This is a genomic window from Flavobacterium collinsii, from assembly GCF_902804485.1.
GTDB lineage: Bacteria > Bacteroidota > Bacteroidia > Flavobacteriales > Flavobacteriaceae > Flavobacterium > Flavobacterium collinsii.
Genome location: NZ_CADCST010000045.1, coordinates 45,768 through 65,814 on the forward strand (window position 1 = coordinate 45,768; position 20,047 = coordinate 65,814).

At 37.9% G+C, this 20,047-nt stretch carries 11 protein-coding genes; 8 read left to right on the top strand and 3 right to left on the bottom strand.

From position 1 onward, the window contains the following. Nucleotide 1: 1 nt before the first annotated feature. Both FLA105534_RS00980 and FLA105534_RS00985 read right to left on the bottom strand, forming a co-directional pair. A complete protein-coding gene (locus FLA105534_RS00980) occupies nt 2–4,381 on the bottom strand; it encodes a CusA/CzcA family heavy metal efflux RND transporter (RefSeq protein WP_173964181.1) in 4,380 nt (1,459 codons plus the stop codon). Nucleotides 4,382–4,464: 83 nt separating this feature from the next. After that, complete coding sequence (locus FLA105534_RS00985) at nt 4,465–4,842, bottom strand: hypothetical protein (RefSeq protein ID WP_173964182.1); 378 nt, start codon at nt 4,840–4,842, stop codon at nt 4,465–4,467. A gap of 695 nt (nt 4,843–5,537) precedes the next feature. On the opposite strand from FLA105534_RS00985, the gene FLA105534_RS00990 reads away from it, so the two are divergent. From FLA105534_RS00990 to FLA105534_RS01025, 8 genes are all read left to right on the top strand, one after another. Then, complete coding sequence (locus tag FLA105534_RS00990; protein WP_173964183.1) at nt 5,538–6,170, top strand: nitroreductase family protein; 633 nt, start codon at nt 5,538–5,540, stop codon at nt 6,168–6,170. A gap of 32 nt (nt 6,171–6,202) precedes the next feature. Continuing rightward, nucleotides 6,203–7,723: a pyridoxal phosphate-dependent decarboxylase family protein gene (locus FLA105534_RS00995; RefSeq protein ID WP_173964184.1), complete on the top strand. Its 1,521-nt coding sequence runs from the start codon at nt 6,203–6,205 to the stop codon at nt 7,721–7,723. Next, nucleotides 7,701–10,142 carry a GNAT family N-acetyltransferase gene (locus FLA105534_RS01000; protein WP_173964185.1) on the top strand — a complete coding sequence of 814 codons (2,442 nt, stop codon included), beginning with the start codon at nt 7,701–7,703 and terminating at the stop codon, nt 10,140–10,142. The genes FLA105534_RS00995 and FLA105534_RS01000 overlap by 23 nt, the downstream gene beginning before the upstream one ends. Before the next feature lie 17 nt (nt 10,143–10,159). Further along, a complete protein-coding gene (locus FLA105534_RS01005; protein ID WP_173964186.1) occupies nt 10,160–11,512 on the top strand; it encodes a lysine N(6)-hydroxylase/L-ornithine N(5)-oxygenase family protein in 1,353 nt (450 codons plus the stop codon). A 221-nt stretch (nt 11,513–11,733) separates the two neighbouring features. Then, the gene (locus FLA105534_RS01010) at nt 11,734–13,566 is read left to right on the top strand and encodes an IucA/IucC family protein (RefSeq protein WP_173964187.1); all 1,833 of its coding nucleotides are present in this window, start codon (nt 11,734–11,736) and stop codon (nt 13,564–13,566) included. Continuing rightward, on the top strand, nt 13,566–14,972 hold the full coding sequence (locus FLA105534_RS01015; protein ID WP_173964188.1) for an MATE family efflux transporter: 1,407 nt from the start codon (nt 13,566–13,568) through the stop codon (nt 14,970–14,972). Before FLA105534_RS01010 ends, FLA105534_RS01015 begins: the two co-directional genes overlap by 1 nt. A gap of 473 nt (nt 14,973–15,445) precedes the next feature. Further along, a complete protein-coding gene (locus FLA105534_RS01020; RefSeq protein ID WP_173964189.1) occupies nt 15,446–15,688 on the top strand; it encodes an acyl carrier protein in 243 nt (80 codons plus the stop codon). A gap of 17 nt (nt 15,689–15,705) precedes the next feature. After that, nucleotides 15,706–17,094, top strand: a complete 1,389-nt coding sequence (locus FLA105534_RS01025) for an AMP-binding protein (protein WP_173964190.1) — start codon at nt 15,706–15,708, stop codon at nt 17,092–17,094. A gap of 469 nt (nt 17,095–17,563) precedes the next feature. On the opposite strand, the gene FLA105534_RS23900 is transcribed toward FLA105534_RS01025, so the two are convergent. Continuing rightward, a complete protein-coding gene (locus FLA105534_RS23900; RefSeq protein ID WP_173964191.1) occupies nt 17,564–19,951 on the bottom strand; it encodes a TonB-dependent receptor in 2,388 nt (795 codons plus the stop codon). Nucleotides 19,952–20,047 lie beyond the last annotated feature (96 nt).

The following is a 20,047-nucleotide window of genomic DNA, read 5'->3' on the forward strand; positions in this document are numbered from 1 at the left end:
TTTATAAATTATTAAGGGTTTGCCAATTAATCACGGCCTTATTGTAATCGTTAATCCTATCGAAATATTCATTCTTTATGGTGATCGCCTGATTGACTACCAAAACCCATTGCAGGTAATCGATATCACCGTTTTCCAATTGACTATTCGCTGCGTCGATAATTACCGTCGCGTTCTTTAGTCCTTCGTTTTCGTAATAAAAAAGGCTTTCCTTGTATTTTTCGATCTCGCTTTCGGCGTTACTAATCTCCGTCTGCATTTCAATCTTTGTCGTTTCTGCCCTCATCTTATACGTTTCATAATCTACTTTCGCAGCTTTGTTACGAGCTGACTGACTGCTGAAAAACAATGGAACAGACAACCCAAGATTAACATAACTAAACCTTTGACTGTTATTATAATAAACATCCTGACCTGAAGAACTCGTTTGTGTACCAACAATACTCAAATTATTATACCCTATTGTAACATCGGGCATTAATCTGGCTTGTTCCGTTTTCCATTTCCACTTTGCTGCTTCTGCTTCATACATCGAAAGTTGTATCTGAGGAAGCGTTGCAATATTTTTACTTTGATTTAAAGCAACAGCAAAATCATTCTTGATCTTATCAGAAAAAGGCACATGAACGATACTATCCTGAAGAACCGTATTAAACATTTTTAAGGTAATAGTAATATCTTTATTAACCATCGTTAGCTGGTTTGTATAAAACTGCCGTGCAGATTGAGAAGCTGTTTTTTCCAAAACATTAGTTTCTCCTGTTTTATAGCGCAGCTCTGATTTTTGTTCCATTAATCTGTAAATCGAATCGGCATAAGTCAGCAATTCTTTTTTACTGTTGAGCCAGATGTAATAATAAAATAAGTTCCTCACATTCGACTTAACCTGTTGCACGGTTAGCTGCGATTCTGCTTTTGCAGCATTGTGATGTTCTCTCAGTACTTTTTTCTGATTCGCATATACTGTTGGAAAAGCAAAAGTCTGACTAATCCCAAAACGGGTGTCGTTTACAGCACTGTTAAACTGACCATAATCGGCGCTCAGAGATGCTTTAGGAAGATCAAAAGCTGTTTTTTCCAACTGTTCTTTTGATCTTTCATTCAATTGCGAAGATTTAATTCTTCTGTTATGCTGAAGCGCTATCGACAAAGATTCGTCAAGAGATATGGGTACTTCTTGTGCCTGAACCGAAGCCGTAAGAAACAAAGCCAGCAATAGTAAAGTCAGTTTATCCATCTTATTTTTTTTAATTTTTTTTGAAAAAACTTTAGTATGATACGTCATTAAATAAATAGCCGGAAGTACAAAGAGCGTCAGCAAAGTAGCTGTAATCAGTCCACCAATCACAACGGTTGCAAGTGGACGTTGTACCTCTGCTCCTGCGCCATTGCTCAAAGCCATAGGTAAAAATCCTAAAGAAGCAACAGCAGCTGTCATCAACACAGGACGCAACCTGTTTTTGGTTCCTGTAATGATAATTTGTAGCGGATCGGTAATTTCGCCGTGTTTTTGTATACGGTTGAACTCGGAGATTAAAACAATTCCATTCAAAACGGCTACACCAAAGAGCGCAATAAAACCAACTCCGGCAGAAATACTAAACGGCATATCGCGCAAAGCCAGTCCAAACACGCCGCCAATTGCCGATAATGGAATGGCTGTAAAAATGATAATTCCTTCTTTAAAAGATCGGAAAGCAAAATATAACAATGCCAAAATCATAAACAAAGCCGCCGGAACCGCAACTCCCAGACGGGATTTTGCTTGTTGCAGGTTTTCAAAAGTACCGCCATAGGTAATATAATAACCAGGCTCAAATTTGATCTGACTGTTTACTTTCTTTTGTAATTCTTCTACAATAGATTCTACGTCTCTCCCTCTCACATTAAAACCAACGATAATCCTTCTCTTAGCGTTTTCACGCTGAATCTGATTTGGACCTTCCACTTCTTTTACAGAAGCAACCTGGTACAACGGAATCTGCATTCCGGAGCGGGTTGCAATCAATAAATTGCGAACATCATCAATATCTTTTCGTCCGCTGGCTTCTACACGTACCACCATATCAAACTTTTTTTCTCCTTCATAAATGCTTCCTGCTACAGCTCCTGCAAAAGCGGCATTTACCGTTTGATTGATGTCTGAAACATAAATTCCGTACTTCGCCATTTCAGCCCAATCATAATCAATAACAATCTGAGGCATTCCGGTAACTTTCTCCACATAAAGATCGGTAGCACCTTCTACTGTAGTGCTAATTGCGCCTAACTGCTCGGCATATTTTGCCAATTTATCGAGATCTTCGCCGTAAATTTTACAAACCAAATCCTGCTTTGCACCGGTCATCAATTCGTTAAAACGCATTTGAACCGGAAACTGAAAACCGGTCGTAACTCCGGGTGCAACTTCTTTAACGGTTTGAGTCATTTTATCTGCTAATTCAGGAAACGAAGAAGCGCTTGTCCATTCTGATTTGTCTTTCAACACAATAATCATATCTCCACCTTCTATAGGCATAGGATCTGTCGGAATCTCGGCACTACCAATTCTGGAAACTACTTTTTCTACTTCCGGATAAGTATTTTTTAATGCAGTCGAAATTTTCTCAATGGTTGCTGTGGTCGTCGATAAATTTGTCCCCAGTAGTAAACGGGTTTCTACAGCAAAATCACCTTCTTCCAATTGTGGGATAAACTCACCTCCCATTCGGCTAAAAAGCAGCAAGGCAATACCAAACAGAACGAATGCCGAGATCACAATTCCTTTTCTGACTTGCAATGCTCTGGACAATCCAATTTCATAATAAGATTCAAGTTTTACCATTATGCGGTCCGATAAATTGGGCTTATGGCTTATTTTCTTGCTAATAAACAAGGCACTCACCATTGGAACATAAGTGAGGGAAAGTATAAAAGCACCCAAAATAGCAAAGGCAACAGTTTGTGCCATTGGTTTGAACATTTTTCCTTCGATACCTTCTAAAGACAATATTGGGAGGTAAACGATCAGAATAATAATCTGTCCGAATACTGCTGCATTCATCATACGTCCTGCCGAACCAGTTACTTCTTTATCCATCTCCTCTTGTGAAATAGAATCGATTTCTTTGTATTTTTTAGCAGAATGAATATGATGTAAAATGGCTTCCACAATAATTACCGCACCATCGACAATCAAACCAAAATCAAGCGCGCCCAGACTCATTAAATTCCCGCTTACGCCAAAGGTGTTCATCATAATAATAGCAAAAAGCATCGCTAACGGAATTACCGAAGCCACAATAAAACCTGCTCTTAAATTCCCAAGAAAAAGTACCAGAACAAGGACTACAATCAAGGCACCTTCGATAAGATTCTTCTGAACAGTCCCAATGGCATTATCGACCATTTTTGTACGATCTAAAAAAGGTTCTATTTTCAAACCTTTGGGTAAGATTTTTTCAATTTCGGCAACTCGTTTTTTGACATTTACGATAACATTATTGGCATTCTCTCCTTTAAGCATCATTACAATTCCACCAACCGATTCGCCAATATCAGCTGTCGTTAAGGCTCCGTAGCGTATGGCCGAAGACATTTTTACTTCTGCAATATCTTTGATTAAAATAGGAGTTCCGGTCTGAGTATTTTTGACAATAATATTCTGAATATCCCTAATGTTTCGGGTTAGTCCGACACTTCGGATGTACAGTACCGTTGGGCCTTTTTCAATATACGCGCCACCAGTATTTTCGTTATTACTGTTCAATGCTGTAAAAACCTCTTTTATAGTCAGGTTTTGTGCTTTTAAGCGTGACGGATTAACGGCAATTTCATACTGCTTTAATTTCCCTCCAAAAGTAGCGACATCTGCAATTCCAGGGGTTCCCAAAAGCTGTCTTCTAATGGTCCAATCCTGAATAGTACGCAAATCTTCCAGAGAATACCTTGTTTCATATCCGGGTTGCGGCTTAAGAACATACTGGTAAATTTCCCCCAAACCTGTTGTTGCCGGTGCCATTTCAGGAATACTGGCGTTCTCTGCAATTTCTACTTTTTGCAATCGTTCGGCCACCTGCTGACGCGCCCAATACACATCTGTGTCGTCTGCAAAAACAATCGTAACCAACGAAAGTCCAAAGCGCGAAATACTGCGGCTTTCTTTAAGCTGCGGGATGTTGCTAATTGCCTGTTCTATTGGAAATGTAATTAAACGCTCTACATCTTCTGCCCCCAAAGACGGGGCCGTTGTAATAATTTGTACCTGATTGTTGGTGATGTCAGGAACGGCATCGATAGGTAAACGGGTTACTTCAAACACGCCATAGATAATCCATAGCAACGTGAAGATCCCAATTACCAGTTTATTTTTAACTGAGAATTGTATGATCTTATTAAGCATAATTTAATTTATTTGAATATAGTAATGCCAGGGCTAAAACATCAAAAATGTCTTAACCACAATAAAAATTCTATAAAATCAAATTAGGCTACAGGAGGGCGAAATACCGAAAATAAGGAAGGATTTGAATACAAATCTGAGGTATAAGGAATTGTACCCGATTGTGAAAATCCAACAGTAAAAGGAATATAAAATATGGGTTTGTCCTGCGGAACAAACACCAACTGTACGTAAGGTCCGGATATGTTCTTAAACGGAAGCTGCATATCACGATCAGAATCATTGTCTTTTAAATCTTCTCCCCAGTAATGCATTTCTAAAAAATCAAAAAAACTGATATCATGCCTTTGCTGATGTTCCTTAAAATGCTCGAGCAATATCGGCAGTTTATAAAACTGCTGAAAGAACCCAATATTGGATACAATTAAAAAGATGAACAGGTATATAATGAGTTTTCGCACTTCACAAATTTAAACGATGTCGCAAAATAATTTTACACTTACAACAAGAAGCTACTAACTTTTATGACTTTACTTATTTATAGCAACAAAAATTACAATTATCACATTCAAAACTAAAAATTAAAGTACTTTATAAAGCTTAAAAGTTAATTTAGAACAACTATTCTCAATTCAAAATTAAATTGATCCATCCTAAGCCATTTTTACTCAAAAAAAAACTTCAAAATTCTAAAATTCCAAACCCTTTTCTATTTCAAAATGGACGAGAATAATTCTATTAAAATTTTGCTAAAAACTTCCTAAAACCAAGCTAAATGCTCCTTCCCTCCTGGTTTGCTCTCTTTTTTTAACTTCTTGTAAGAATACAAAATAAAACAAGTATTCTCGCCTCTCTTTTTATCTGTGTAAATTACACGTAACTTCTTTTTTACAATTTAATAATAGCTGTAAAAAGACTTTAAACCCTTAAATACAAATTACTCATAATCAATACATTAAAAAACAACAATCAAAGAGATTCAAAGACAAGTGTACGGTCATTCGTATAAATTTTAAAAAAAACTTTTTTTTCTATCAGATTAATTTATACTTTTGTTTCATACTATTCTTATTCATTCTAAATAAGAATTACTTACAAATTTATTTTTATTTGGCCAAAATAAAAAAGAATTTTCTTAGAAAAATTTCCAAAATAAATGAAAATTAAGAACAACCTCAGTAAAATCAAGCTATCAGACTCTTCTTATAAATTAAACAAAATTTCGAAGAACATCCGTAACAGGAGAAGCGTCTATGCCAATCAGTTTATCAAGGGAGAATTACCGGATCAATTGCTTGAAGAAATTTTGACGAATGCCACCTGGGCTCCTACCCATAAAATGACAGAACCCTGGAGGTTTATCGTTTTTAGGGGCAAATATTTGAAAAAGTACGGCGAATATATGGCTCACTATTACAGAGATTTCTATAATGAATTATCTCCCGAAGATCAAAAAGACAAGCTTTCGTATCTCGAAAATTATCCGCTCAACGCAGCCTGTATGATTGGAGTAGTCATGGTGAAAAACACCAAAATTGACCTGCCCGAATGGGAAGAAATTGCTGCAGTCTCTTCTGCTGTACAAAATATTGCGCTTACCTGCCATGCTCATAAAATGGGCAGTTACTGGAGTACCAAAGGAGTAGCTATCGATTACGTGGCAAAATTTGGTCTCTCAGAAAATGAAAAATCACTAGGGCTTCTTTATCTGGGGTATTATCCCGAAGCCTTAAAACCCTCCAAAAAAAAGAGAACCCCTTTATCTAAAAAAGTCGTCTACCTCGACTGAAAAATAACTTTAACCCCTTAAACAACTATTTTATGAATACCACATTGATTCGTACAGAAGTCACCGAAAAAGGAGTCCAGCAGGGCCAGGATTTTTACAAAGACATTTTCCATCAAAACTCCGGAACAGAATACGCTCAAGCCATGAAATTAGCACAGGAACGTGTTTCGAATTTCCTAAAAAATAATAAAAAACCTTTCAGCGGAATCAAACCTGAGGAAATCAGAGCTAAAGTTGAAGAGATAGATTTTGACACTCCACTACCCGATTACGAAAGTCTGCTGAACGAAGTAGACGAGCTTTATGTAAACCACGCCACCGCTTTTCACCTTCCGGAATATATTGCACACTTAAACTGTCCGGTTGTTATTCCGGCACTAGCGGCAGAAATTCTGATCAGTGCCATCAACTCCTCACAAGATACTTATGACCAAAGCGCTGGCGGAACTTTTATCGAAAGAAAATTAATTGACTGGACCAGCGAGCAGGTGGGTTATACACAAGGCGATGGCGTTTTTACAGCGGGAGGATCTCAAAGTAATTTAATGGGGCTACTTCTGGCGAGAGATTACTATGCCATGCAATATCAAAAATGGAATATTAAAATGGAAGGACTTCCTCCTGATGCTCACAAGTACAGGATTTTTGTTTCGGATAAAGCGCATTTCAGCAATCATAAAACCACCTGGGTTTTAGGTCTCGGAGAACAAGCTATTGTAAATGTGGGTGTAGACAAAAGATACCGTATGGATCCGGAAAAACTCGAAAAGGCGATCGCTGACGAAATTAAAAAAGGAAACATTCCAATTGCCATTACCGCTACGGCCGGTACAACCGATTTTGGCAACATCGATCCGTTAAAAACAATCGCTGCTATTGCCAGCCAGCACAATTTATGGCTTCATGTAGATGCTGCCTATGGATGCGGATTGCTTTTAACAGAGAAACAAAGATATTTATTAAACGGCATAGAACTGGCCGATTCTGTAACCGTCGATTACCACAAATCATTCTTCCAGCCCGTAAGCAGCAGTGCCTTTATTGTTAAAAATAAACTTCACCTCAACCTGATCAAGCATCACGCTGATTATCTGAATCCTAAAGAGCAAAATTACGATGCGCTTCCGGCTCAGGTCAATAAATCAATTGTTCAAACTACACGTCGTTTTGATGCTTTGAAACTTTGGTTTACCCTTCGTTATATGGGCAAGAAAAAGCTCGGACAGTTTACTGAGACCTTAATCGAAACTACCCAACAAACCGCTGCCTATATTGAAGCCGATCCTAATTTTGAACTGTTATGCCACTCTGATATTGGTATTTTACTCTTCCGTTATCTCGACGGACCGGCTGAATCTAATTCTTGTGAAGTCAACAAATACATCAAAGAGAAACTGTTTTTTGGCGGCGAAGTTCTGGTCGCCAGCACCAAAGTAGATGGAGAATTCTATTTGAAATTCACCATTTTAAATCCCCTTACAACCCTAAATGATATTAAAAACATTCTTAACCTCATAAAACAAAACGGAGATGAATACCACAGACTTAACTAATTTTAAACAACTTGCAGAACAAGTAAATTACAAATCCCTCCTCAACTGTTATTGCAGAGAATTCAGCAACTGGAGCCAATACGAAGGTGTTCCGAAATACGACCCTGCTTTGGCTGAATTTATGCAGACTATCGATCACAGCACTTTTCTTCGATTTGACTTTAGCACTGTTGGCCAGGAAGTTTTTGCTCCTTTGGTTTACTTTTCCGAAAGTGGCGTTCATGCTTTTGGCTTTCCGATAGTGTCCCGCACTATTGCAACGGATGAATTCAGAGAAATAAATCCTATCGCGTTTACAGAAATTGTTGCCGCTTATTGCAAAGCAGAATATCCGGATATTGATCCGCTTCCTACACAAAAACGCATGGAAAACAGTATTGACAATCTGGCGCTTTACCTGGAGCATTATAAAAATAGCGGCCGGAACGCCAGCAACCCGGAACAAACTTTTATATCAGCAGAACAATCGTTAATTCTAGGACATACGGTACATCCACTGCCAAAAAGTAGAGAAGGATTTACCAAAGACGAATTGCTTCACTATTCTCCTGAAACCGAGGGGCAGTTTCCATTACACTTTTTCCTGGTGCATCCTGAAAATGTTATCGAAAAAAGTGCCGAAGACTATCTGATCACCGATTATCTGAGAAATGAAATTTCAAAATATGCCAATAAAAACGCCAAAGAATTACTGGATTTTTATTCGCAATACAAAGTAGTACCGGCACACCCTTGGGAAGCCAACTATCTATTAGAGCAAAAAGAAGTAAAAGAAATGCAATCCAGACAACTGCTTTTCAGTTTGGGTCAATTTGGTCCTTCCTATGCGGCAACCTCATCGGTTCGTACCGTGTACAATGACGAAAGCGAATGGATGTATAAATTCTCACTGCACGTGAAAATTACCAACTCTTTCCGTGTCAATTACCTACACGAACTTAATCGTGGTTATGATGCAGCGCAGTTGATGAAAACAGATTGGGGAAAAGGCATTCAGAAAGACTATCCACAAATTCAGCTGATTACCGATCCTGCATTCATCACGGTGGTTTTTGAAGATAAAATTATCGATGGTTTCAGTACTAGTATCCGTCAAAATCCTTTTCATGGAGCCAACGCCAATAAAAATGTAACACTGGTTGCTGCTTTGTCTCAGGATAATATTTTGAATGAACTGCCAAGAATCGTAACCCTGATTGAGGAATCCGCCAAAAGACAAGATACAACAGTAGCTGACACTGCTATTGCCTGGTTCAAACAATACCTGAATATTAGTCTTACTCCTTTAATTGGCGTTTTTAATAAATACGGATTTGGATCAGAATTCCACCAACAGAATGTAATGGTTGAATTTGATGAAAATCTTTTTCCGTCAAAACTATATTTCAGAGACAATCAGGGATACTTTTTCCGCGAAGGAATCGTACCGGAACTGGAACGTTTAATCCCTGATTTTGGAAAAGAAAGCCGCTCTTTTATTGCCGAAAAAAGAATTATTGATTTCTGGGGGTATTACCTGTTAATCAATCATTTGTTAGGAATTGTGAGCGCTTTGGGTAAAAACAAACTTGCTGACGAAACGGTATTATTGGATCTTATATACAATGCCTTAAAAAAAGAAGAAGATTCAGATGTAACAGGTTTGGTTTCTCATTTTACGAACAGTGTCAAACTAATCGTAAAAGGAAATTTACTGACCAGTTTAAACAATATGGACGAAGCCAGTGCGCCACGAACCAATCCGGCGGTGTACAAAACGTATCCTAATCCGTTAAACAAACACTTTTTCTCCAAAAAATTGATTCAGCCAAAACCAAACACTACGGTTTTCAGCCGCTTTTTTGAGAAAGACAACGTAACGATCAGTCTGCGTCCGGTAGATGTAGACAACGATCTGGAGATGCTTCACGAGTGGTTTCACCGCGAACATGCTTTGAAAATCTGGCAAATGAACTGGCCGTTACGTGAATTGGAGGTATTCTATCGCACCATGCTTCCGGGAGGTCATTCGCACAGTTATATCGGAGAGGCCAACGGAGTTCCAACTTTTAATATTGAAGTGTACTGGCCGTGCCGTGACATTGTTGGAGAATACTATGACGTACTTCCCTCCGATTACGGAACACACCAATTTATCGCACCAACCGATCCGAAATTAAAATACGGTTCTCCAGCAACACAATCTATGATGGATTTTGTTTTGAGCGAAACCAAAGTAGGCAAAATGGTGGGAGAAGGTTCTGTAGATTCTATCGCTTCGATGATGAACAAGGCTCACGTTGGGTTTAAAATTCAGAAAGTCATCGAAATGCCGCACAAAAAAGCCAATCTAAACTTCTGTTACAGAGAATGGTATTGGGCTAAATTCCCGGCTGCCGAAGAGTTTCAAAAAAACACCGTTTCAACCTCACAAGTTTAATTCACAAAATAACCACAATGAATACAGAAAAAATATATTCGGTAATCGGAATTGGAATTGGTCCTTTCAACCTTGGACTTGCCGCACTTATCGAACCCATTGAAGATTTATCAGCACTGTTTTTTGATCAGTCGGAAGGCTTTGACTGGCACCCGGGTTTAATGTTAAACAATGCCACTTTGCAGGTTCCGTTTTTAGCCGATTTGGTTACCATGGCCGATCCGACTAATAAATACAGCTTCTTAAATTACATCAAACAAAGCGGACGTGCTTATAAATTTTACATCCGTGAAAATTTCTTTATCTACAGAAGAGAGTACAATGAATATTGCAAATGGGCGGCTGCTCAGTTAAGCAACCTTAAATTTTCGCACAAGGTAATTTCAATTGACCTTGTTGATGATATTTACAAAGTTACGGTGATCAATACTCAGACGTGTATTACGACTGTTTATTATACGCATAAAATAGTTTTGGGTACGGGAACTTCACCACATGTACCTGATTTTATTGACACTGAAGCTCTTCCAAATGTGATTCATGCTTCTCAATATTTGTATTTCAAACCTCAGATTCAGAAAAATGCGTCGGTAACAATCATTGGATCAGGACAAAGTGCTGCCGAGGTATTCCGTGATCTTTTACCGGATACGGAAGACGGATTGCAATTGAAATGGTTCACCCGTTCGTCACACTTCTTCCCGCTTGACAATAAATCCAAACTGACTTTGGAGTTGACTTCTCCGGAATATGTAGATCATTTTCACAGTCTTTCGGCACAAAAAAGAAAACAGCTTTTAGACAGTCAGCACGGGCTGTACAAAGGTATCGATCACGAATTGATCAATGAGATTTTCGACAGCTTGTACGAGATGAGCTTAGAAGACACTCCACTAAATGTAGAATTGCGTTCAAATATGCGTCTGACATCGGTAAAAGAAGATACGGATGGTTCACATTTACTTGATTTTGTACAGACAGAACTGGAGCAACCTTTCGAGGATCAAACCGATTATGTGATTCTGGCAACGGGTTACAAATACAAAGAGCCCGCTATTCTTTCAGGAATTCAGGACAAAATTGGCCGACTGGAAAATGGCTTATTCAAAGTGCAACGTAATTATACTATTGACAAAAACGGTACGGATATTTTTGTTCAGAATGCTGAATTACATACGCATGGACTTTCGACTCCGGACTTGGGAATGGGTGCTTATCGAAATTCGTACATCATTAACCAAATCGCTAATCGTGAAGTGTATAAGGTTGAAAAACGTATTGCTTTTCAACAATTCGGAGTACAAAAAGCAACTCCTGAATTTTCATCAGCGAATGTTTTGGAATTAGTAAACGAACCCTTAAACAATTAGATCTTAAGCTATTGGTGTAAATAAAAAAATCAACGCATAGAAACATAGGATTTAAGTGTTGGATAAGGAGGTTAGAAGAGAAACTCATTTCTTTCTCATAGCTATGTGCTTTAATGAAAAGTGAAACGCCTTTTATTCTTTTTACAAGCTTTGTTATCTATGTCTCTATGTGTTAAAAAAAATACCCCCTATTGACAGGTCTTACTAAAAATCAACTAAAAATGATAACCCCAGAAAATACCTTTAAAGACGCTCAGCACCTCAACGCCGATATTTGGAATCAGGTCAATCGAAACTTACTCGCCAAAAGTATTTCGGAATTGATGCGTGAAGACGTCGCAAACCCACAAATAACTGCTAAAGATGAGGATGGTCTTACCCATTTCAGATTAGAAACCGACACAGAGAGTATTTACTATACTTTTTCGGCTTATCCAAGGTTTCTTAACTATTGGCATATCGTTAAAGACAGTCTTTGTAAAGTCGAGCATGAAGTAAAATTAGAGCATATCGATGTACCGAATTTCTTTATCGAACTTCAGGAAACTTTTGGTATCAACTCTTTTACCCTGGCTCACTATATCGAAGAGTTACTCCACACCTTATACGCTGATGCTTACATTCAGTCAAACCGTCGTGTGCCTGCCGCGGAACTAGCCGATGCTGATTTTCAAACGATCGAACACAGTCTTGATGGCCACCCGTGGGTAATTGTAAACAAAGGCCGTATTGGTTTTGACTCAGAAGATTATACGAAATACAATCCCGAGTCTGATCAAAGAACACGTTTAATTTGGATTGCGGCTCATAAAAACAGAGCCAATCTTCGTTTACAGACCGATGTGGACGATCAGGATTTTTATGAAAATGAAATTGGTAAAGAAAAACTAGATGCCTTTAGAAACAAGTTAGCGGCATTAAATGTAGATCCATATGATTATGTTTTTATTCCGGTGCATGTATGGCAATGGCAAAATAAACTCGTGATGCAATTTTCTAATGATATTGCTTCCAAACATCTTATCCCATTAGAGTTAACCGAAGACATTTACAGCCCTCAACAAAGCATCCGTACTTTTTTCAACGAAAGTGCACCTCATAAACATTATGTAAAAACATCAATGTCTATACTAAACACTAGCCATGTTAGAGGTTTGTCTCCTAAACAATTATTGATAGCGCCACGTTTGACAGAGTATCTGAAAAATGTACTTAAAAAAGACGAGCACTTGCAAAAAATGGGAGTTATACTTTTAGGCGAAGTCGTTTCGGTTACCTATGCCCACCCTAGTTATAGTAAAATTGACAATCCTCCTTACCAGTACAATGAATATCTGGGCGCTATGTGGCGCGAAAGCCCTATAAATTCACTTAGAGAAGGAGAGAATTTAATGACGATGGCGGCATTATTATATGTAGACAACACCGGAAAAAGTCTTGTACAAGAACTTATAGAAAAATCAGGTCTTTCTACAGAACAATGGCTCAAAGCTTATATGACTGCGTATCTTAAGCCCGTACTTCAGATTTATTACCAGCATTCGTTATCTATCGATCCACATGGACAAAATGTGATTCTGATTCTAAAAGATTATGTGCCAACACGTATTGCCTTGCAAGACTTTGTGGGAGATATTTTAATTAATGAAGAAGCAAAGAAAAAATTGCCTCAGGAATTTATTGATAACTTGTTTAATGCCTCTCCAAATCCGGAAAATGCACCATTAACGATACTTATCGCCATTTTTGATGCCTTCTTCAGATACCTGAGTCACGTTATGATTACAAACGCTAACTATACAGAAAAAGAATTCTGGAATTGTGTTTACGATATCATCATCGAATATCAGGCAGAACATCCTGAGCTTCAGGAAATATTCGACAAGTACAATATGTTTATACCTGAATTCAAACGTCTTATTTTCAATAGCCGACGTTTGTATAATGGTTATGAAGAAACGGCCGGATTTCCACACATGAAAAAAAGTGGTTTTGTACCGAATCCGTTACATCAGTTAATCCATGAAGAAATAGTAACAGCAAAAGAAAACTAATGAAAGAAGCTCTTTTAAAAACACGCTCCTTCTTTGGTTTATTAAGGCGTTCTCTTGCCGGAAGTGAAAAAAACTTTACTTCGGGCAGCATTAACAAAACCATTCTTTTACTGTCAGTTCCAATGGTGGTTGAGCTTTTGATGGAATCACTATTTGTATGTTCCAATCTGTTCTTTGTTAGCCGATTGGGTACGAATGCTATTTCAATTGCGGGAGCGACCACAACTTTCATCACTTTTTGTTATTCGGTTTCCATTGGTTTGGGGATAGCGGCTTCCGCGATGATTTCCAGAAGAATTGGCGAGAAAAAATTCAAAGCAGCAGGCCAGACCACCATGCAGGTGATTTATGCTACAGTGCCTATTGCTGCCCTGATTAGTATTGTCTGCACCATCTGGACTACCGATATTATGAGTGCCATGGGACTTTCGGCTGCTATGGTTGAGGAAGGAAGAACTTACGGCATCGTCATGTTTGCTTCCAGCGGATTTTTGATACTCCGAATCGTCGTAAATGGGATCTTCCGGGGTGTTGGAGACGCTTCGACTGCAATGAGAATACTGTGGCTATCCAATGCGTTGAACATTGTACTGTGTCCGGTATTTATTTATGGCTGGGGTCCTGTTCCGGCATACGGCTTATTGGGAGTTGGACTGGCCACTTTAATTGCGAGAGTAATTGGAGTGCTGTATCAGGCCTGGTATCTGATAAGGGCAAAAACCATGTTAAAAATTGGTCTGGCACAAATGGTCTTTAATCTTGCTATTTTCAAAAGAGTCCTGAAACTGGCTTTTGGCGGTACCGTACAATTCATCATTCCGGCATCAAGCTGGGTGTTCATGATTAAAATCATGTCGCATTTTGGTGAGAGTGCTCTTGCAGGTTACATTCTGGCGCAAAGAGTCACTTCTATCGCTACGATGCCGGCCTGGGGTCTTGGAAACGCAGCAGGAATCTTAACCGGACAAAATCTGGGAGCCAAACAGCCCGAACGTGCCGAAAAATCGGTTTGGAGAGCGGGAATGTTAAACATGGGATTTCTGGTTTTAATTGGAATTTGCTGGATATTCCTAGCTGTTCCGGTCATAAAAATCTTTACTGACATTCCTGAGGTGATCTCTTTTAGTACCATGTACATTCATCTTATTTCGATAGCTTACATATTATTAGGTTATACGATGGTGATTTCAAGAGCCCTTAATGCGGCCGGTGAAGTAAAAGTAGTGACCTGGCTTTACATCCTGATGTTCTATGTCATACAGATTCCGCTTGCCTATGCTCTGGGAATTTCTTTTGACCTGGGTTCCAATGGTGTTTTTACCGCCATCCTTGTTTCGGAAATTATATTAGCCGTGGCTTGTATCGTCGTCTTCCGAAAAGGAAAATGGAAACATACAAAGGTTTAAAACTAAACCGGTTCAAAATATGTCACCCCGTTGGGGTTTATTGAAACGATTTTACCAATTTCTATAAATATTTTGCCCCGATGGGGCTTAACATTTATGAACAGCCCCAAAGAAGCATCATATTTATAGAATTACGTTCCAATGAGATAACATTTGCAAAAGCTTCAAAGGAGCATCATATTTATAGCATTTATAACGTATTTTTTTGCAAAAGCTCCAAAGGAGCGACGTATCTATAGAATTACGTTCCGATGAGATTAACATTTATAAAAGCTCCGAAGGAGCACCATATCTATAGAATTACGTTCCAATGAGGTTAACATTTATAAAAGCTCCAAAGGAGCGTAATATTTATAGCATTTAGAATGTTTTTTTTTCGAAAGCTCCAGAGGAGCGTCATATCTATTGCATATGAATAACAAAACATTAAACAACAAATAAAAAATATCAATTTAATATTAAATAATAGAACAATGAGTACAATAGAACAATTACACGGAGTATTTGCAAGAGCTTTTGAAATTCCTGTTGAGGCAGTAAACGACGGACTGGAATATCAGGCTATAGCCGAATGGGATTCGATGAGTCATTTGGTATTAGTAGAAGAACTTGAAAGTACATACAAAATCTCAATCGAAATGGAGGACATTTTGGAGATGGGAAGTGTAGCAAAAATAAAAGACATCCTTAAAAAATACGGATTTGAAATTAATTAGAATAGACCACTAAACTTATGGAACTATACGATTTAATCAGGAAAAACGAAAAACTGACTTTTACCGATTCCAGCACTGGCCTTTCAAAATCTATTGCAGAAATGGATCAGTCACTGGAAATCGAAAACATCCGTTCAGTTGTTTTTATTTACAATGACAATCAGTTACCGGCTATCGAAACGCTTTTAAATTTTTACCAGAGCAGGTTTACGATTGCTTTGTTGGGAATGGGTTTACTTGAAAATTTTAAGGAAAATTTGGAACAGAAATATACTCCTTATTATATCTATGACCCTACGCGAACTGAAATAGAAGGTTATACGGCTGTAAATGCCTCAGAAACGATAGTATTGTTTAAACGAAACGTAAATTTAATTTACCCTATACATGCCAAAATCAAACTTTTGCTAAGTACTTCCGGGACTACAGGATCGCCTAAATTTGTTAGGCTTTCTGATGAAAACCTGGTACATAATGCAAAATCGATTATGGAATATATGCCTATTCGAACGGATGATGTAGTGCCTTTAAATGTACCTATTAATTTTGTTTACGGCTTATCGATTTTTACCACCAATTGCATCAAAGCCAATCAAATTGTATGTACGGATAAGGATGCTTTTCAAAAAGAATTTTGGGCCGATTTCAAAAAATACGGATACTCTACCCTGGGTGGAGTTCCGTACTTTTATGAAATGTTATACAGTATTGGATTTTTCAAAAAAGACCATCCTTCCTTACGTTACCTGACTCATACGGGCGGAATGCTGAATCACAAACTGATCGAAGCGATTTCTGACTTTAGCGAGAAATTTGGCAAACAGTTCTTTGCGCAATACGGTCAGACAGAAGCTTCAGGCCGTATGGCTTATCTGCCTCCTAAAGATCTGTTGCGAAAAGGAACATCAATTGGTTTACCAGTCAAAAACGGACGTTTTGAGATCGATAACGAAACGGATGAGCTGATTTATATTGGTCCTAACGTTTATGGCGGTTATGCCAATGTCAGAGCCGATTTACAATTTTTTGAACAGCAGGAAAGACTTCACACGGGAGACAAAGCCCGTAAAGACGACGAAGGCTACTACTACATTATAGGCCGAATCAAACGAATCGTGAAATTGTTCGGAGTACGTCTCAATCTTGACGAAACAGAATTATTGCTGAAAGATGCATTGGGTGGACAAACGTTTATCTGCCTCGGAATAAACGATAAACATTTGGCCGTAATGTACACCGACGAAAATCTGAACAAAGAATTGATTCTGAAAGTGCTAAAAGCCAAACTAAATCTTCACGCCAGTTCTTTAAAAGTGATGCACATAGAAGACGTTCCGCTTACACCAAACGGAAAAGTGAACTATCCATTGCTTAAAGAAGCACTAGAATTAGAGGAGGCTTTGTAAGTTTTCAATATTCAGTCGCGGTCTCAGTCGCAGTTTTCAGTTGCAGTATTCAGTTGCAGTATTCAGTCACGGTAATCAGTAAACATTAAAACTGAACACTGTGACTGAAAACTGTGACTATTTCTTTTATCTTTCAAAACAAGTCACAGTTTTAGTCACGGTAATCAGTAAACATTAAAACTGAACACTGTGACTGAAAACTGTGACTATTTCTTTTATCTTTCAAAACAAGTCGAAGTAATCAGTAAACATTAAAACTGAGCACTGTGACTGAAAACTGTGACTATTTCTTTTATCTTTCAAAACAAGTCGCAGTATTCAGTCACGGTAATCAGTACACATTAAAACTGAAAACTGTGACTGAATACTGCGACTTTTTTTTTATTACAAAAAAAAGACTCCTGACAAAATGCGTCAGAAGCCTTTTCATAAAAAAACAAAATAATATTATTGCTGAAAAGCTTTTTTTTTAGAAACTGTATCCAAGTGCTAAATTAAATCTTGTACCGTTTCCTCTGGTATAATTGGCATTTGTTCCAAAGAACTGAGAAGTTGTTGGGTAATAATCTGTATTGAATATGTTTTCTATTCCAAGTTTTACTCTAATGCTGTCCGTTACTTTGTATGCTGTAGCCAGATTCCATAAGTTGAAAGAATGAATTGGTCCTTCACCAATAGCATAAGCTCCTTTGGCATTTGGTTTAAAAACATCGCGATCGCCTACATACATCCAATACAATTCAACGTTTAATCTTTCACCACCATATTTTGCATAACCTGTAATTTTAACCGGAGGGATTCTGTTTGATTTCAGGTAAATATCTGTCGGACCATAAAAATGACCGTCAGAATCTTTGTCTCCTCTTCCCTGTACATTAGCATAGTTTCCTCCTACTGTCAATTGTTTCAAAATTTGATAATCGGCCTGAACTTCATATCCCCAAACTCTTTCCGGTAAACGCTCTGCTACTAAAAATCCGTCTACCTGAATCAAATTGGTTCCTAATTTTGATGTACTCAAATAATAAGAAGCACTTAAATTGAATTTCCCTAACTGACTGCTAAAACCACCCTCATAATTATTAACGATAATAGGTTCGGTCTCTAATTTAGATATGGCGTCCTGTTTTGCGTTTGTTAAAACTCTTCCTAAATCAAATACAGAGAAAGCCTGAGAAAAACTCACAAAAGGATTAAAGAATTTAAATCTTGAATATCTGATCCCTGTGTTAAAAACAAAGGCATCATAAGTAAGGTCACCACCTTTTACAGCAATACTTCCCGCTCCGTTTGCACCGGTAGCAAGAGTGTTGTAGTCGTCGATATTGATTTTAATATTTTCGGCACGTAAACCTGCTTTTACATTCCAGTCGCTAAACAATTGTGTCGATATTTGTGCATAAGGAGCCAGATTGACCATATTGATATTTGGAACCCAAACACGCCCGTCAACCAATTTTTGGTTCGTTTTGTCATTCAATAAATCGAAACCATAAGTTACATCACCTGTAAAATTAGAAGAGATTGTAAAAGGAGAATTCAAATATACTCTTAAACCTTTTTTGGTAGATGCAGTTTGCGATTGTCCACTTCCGTAGAAAAAAGTAGAGTTAGAAAATATCGTTAAAAAATCCTGAAAATAAAGGTTTGCCGTAAGCGAAGTACTTCCAAAAATCTCTTTGTTTACATATTGAAGATTAGCATTGTGATTGTAACGATTTCCTTCATCTACACCCGGTCTGTTGCCCAATACTCCAATTGCCGGACTTACTCCGTACACGCCATTTTTAAGGATAAAATCAGAATCCTGATTGGAACTGAAGTAATTGTACATCAAATCAATTCTTTGTTTAGTAGTTAAATCGTAACCTACTTTTGTAAAAACATTGTATGCTTTAGTTTCCCCTAATCCGTATTCAGGAGAAATAACCTGTCCTGCTCCATCACGAAAAACACCTGTCTTTTCATAAGTTCCGCCAACCATATAGTTGAACTTATTGATTTTTCCGTAAAACTGCTGATTAAACCGGTATCCTGCTGTACTGTCTCCTTTAATATTACCTGTTGTTCCAGCCTCACTATATCCGGCAAATTTCTTTTGAGTTTTCCCCGATTTAGTAATGTAATTAATCAAACCTCCATCGGCACCATTACCATAAATAGCCGTAGCTCCTTTGATTACCTCGATACGCTCAATTACGGAAGGATCTATTGAACGAAGTTCACGTCCTGCTGATTTTAGCGGTGTCGATTGTGGAATTCCGTCGATAAGAACCAAAGGATTTCTTCCACGAAGTGTCTGACCGTAATTTCCTGTATTGTTTGTTGCCGATCCTAAACCCGGAACTGCAAATGCCACAACATTAGCAATATTTGAACTCACGATAGATAAATTGTCAATATCCTTTGCGTTGATTACGGTTACAGAAGAAGGTGTTTTAGATAAAGTTTCTACCTTTCTGCTGGCCGAAACTATAATTTCATCCAATTGGTCACCGCTTTTCTCCGAAACTTCGGTTTCTTTACCGGTAAACTTCAATTGTAAAGTTACGGTGGCAGTTTCATTGTTTGCAACTGTAACCTCCTGCTCGATTGTTTCATAACCGGACAATGAAGCCTGCAGCGTATAAGTGTTTTCTGCTATTTTGCTGAATCGAAAACTACCGTCGGTATTAGAGGTCGTTTTGTATTTTGAATTTTTAAGGGTAATTGTTGCTCCGTAGGCTGATCTACCGTCAGAAGTTGTAATCTCTCCTTTAATTTTTCCACTATTTTGTTGTGCAAAAGAAGAGAAGACAGAAAATAAAAGGCTAATAATAAATAAAAACTTTGACGTTCTTAAACTAAGATATTTCATTGATTTTTAAGTTTTGGTTAGTGATTTTATTTTTATTTAGAATTAATAAAAACAGTGCAAATGTAAAAATTAATATTTCTTTAACAAATAATGTTT

Coding starts and splice junctions, on each gene's coding strand:
- FLA105534_RS01020 (WP_173964189.1), top strand. CDS start 15,446: ATGAGTACAATAGAACAATTACACGGAGTATTTGCAAGAGCTTTTGAA.
- FLA105534_RS00990 (WP_173964183.1), top strand. CDS start 5,538: ATGAAAATTAAGAACAACCTCAGTAAAATCAAGCTATCAGACTCTTCT.
- FLA105534_RS01000 (WP_173964185.1), top strand. CDS start 7,701: ATGAATACCACAGACTTAACTAATTTTAAACAACTTGCAGAACAAGTA.
- FLA105534_RS23900 (WP_173964191.1), bottom strand. CDS start 19,951: ATGAAATATCTTAGTTTAAGAACGTCAAAGTTTTTATTTATTATTAGC.
- FLA105534_RS01005 (WP_173964186.1), top strand. CDS start 10,160: ATGAATACAGAAAAAATATATTCGGTAATCGGAATTGGAATTGGTCCT.
- FLA105534_RS01015 (WP_173964188.1), top strand. CDS start 13,566: ATGAAAGAAGCTCTTTTAAAAACACGCTCCTTCTTTGGTTTATTAAGG.
- FLA105534_RS00995 (WP_173964184.1), top strand. CDS start 6,203: ATGAATACCACATTGATTCGTACAGAAGTCACCGAAAAAGGAGTCCAG.
- FLA105534_RS01010 (WP_173964187.1), top strand. CDS start 11,734: ATGATAACCCCAGAAAATACCTTTAAAGACGCTCAGCACCTCAACGCC.
- FLA105534_RS00980 (WP_173964181.1), bottom strand. CDS start 4,381: ATGCTTAATAAGATCATACAATTCTCAGTTAAAAATAAACTGGTAATT.
- FLA105534_RS01025 (WP_173964190.1), top strand. CDS start 15,706: ATGGAACTATACGATTTAATCAGGAAAAACGAAAAACTGACTTTTACC.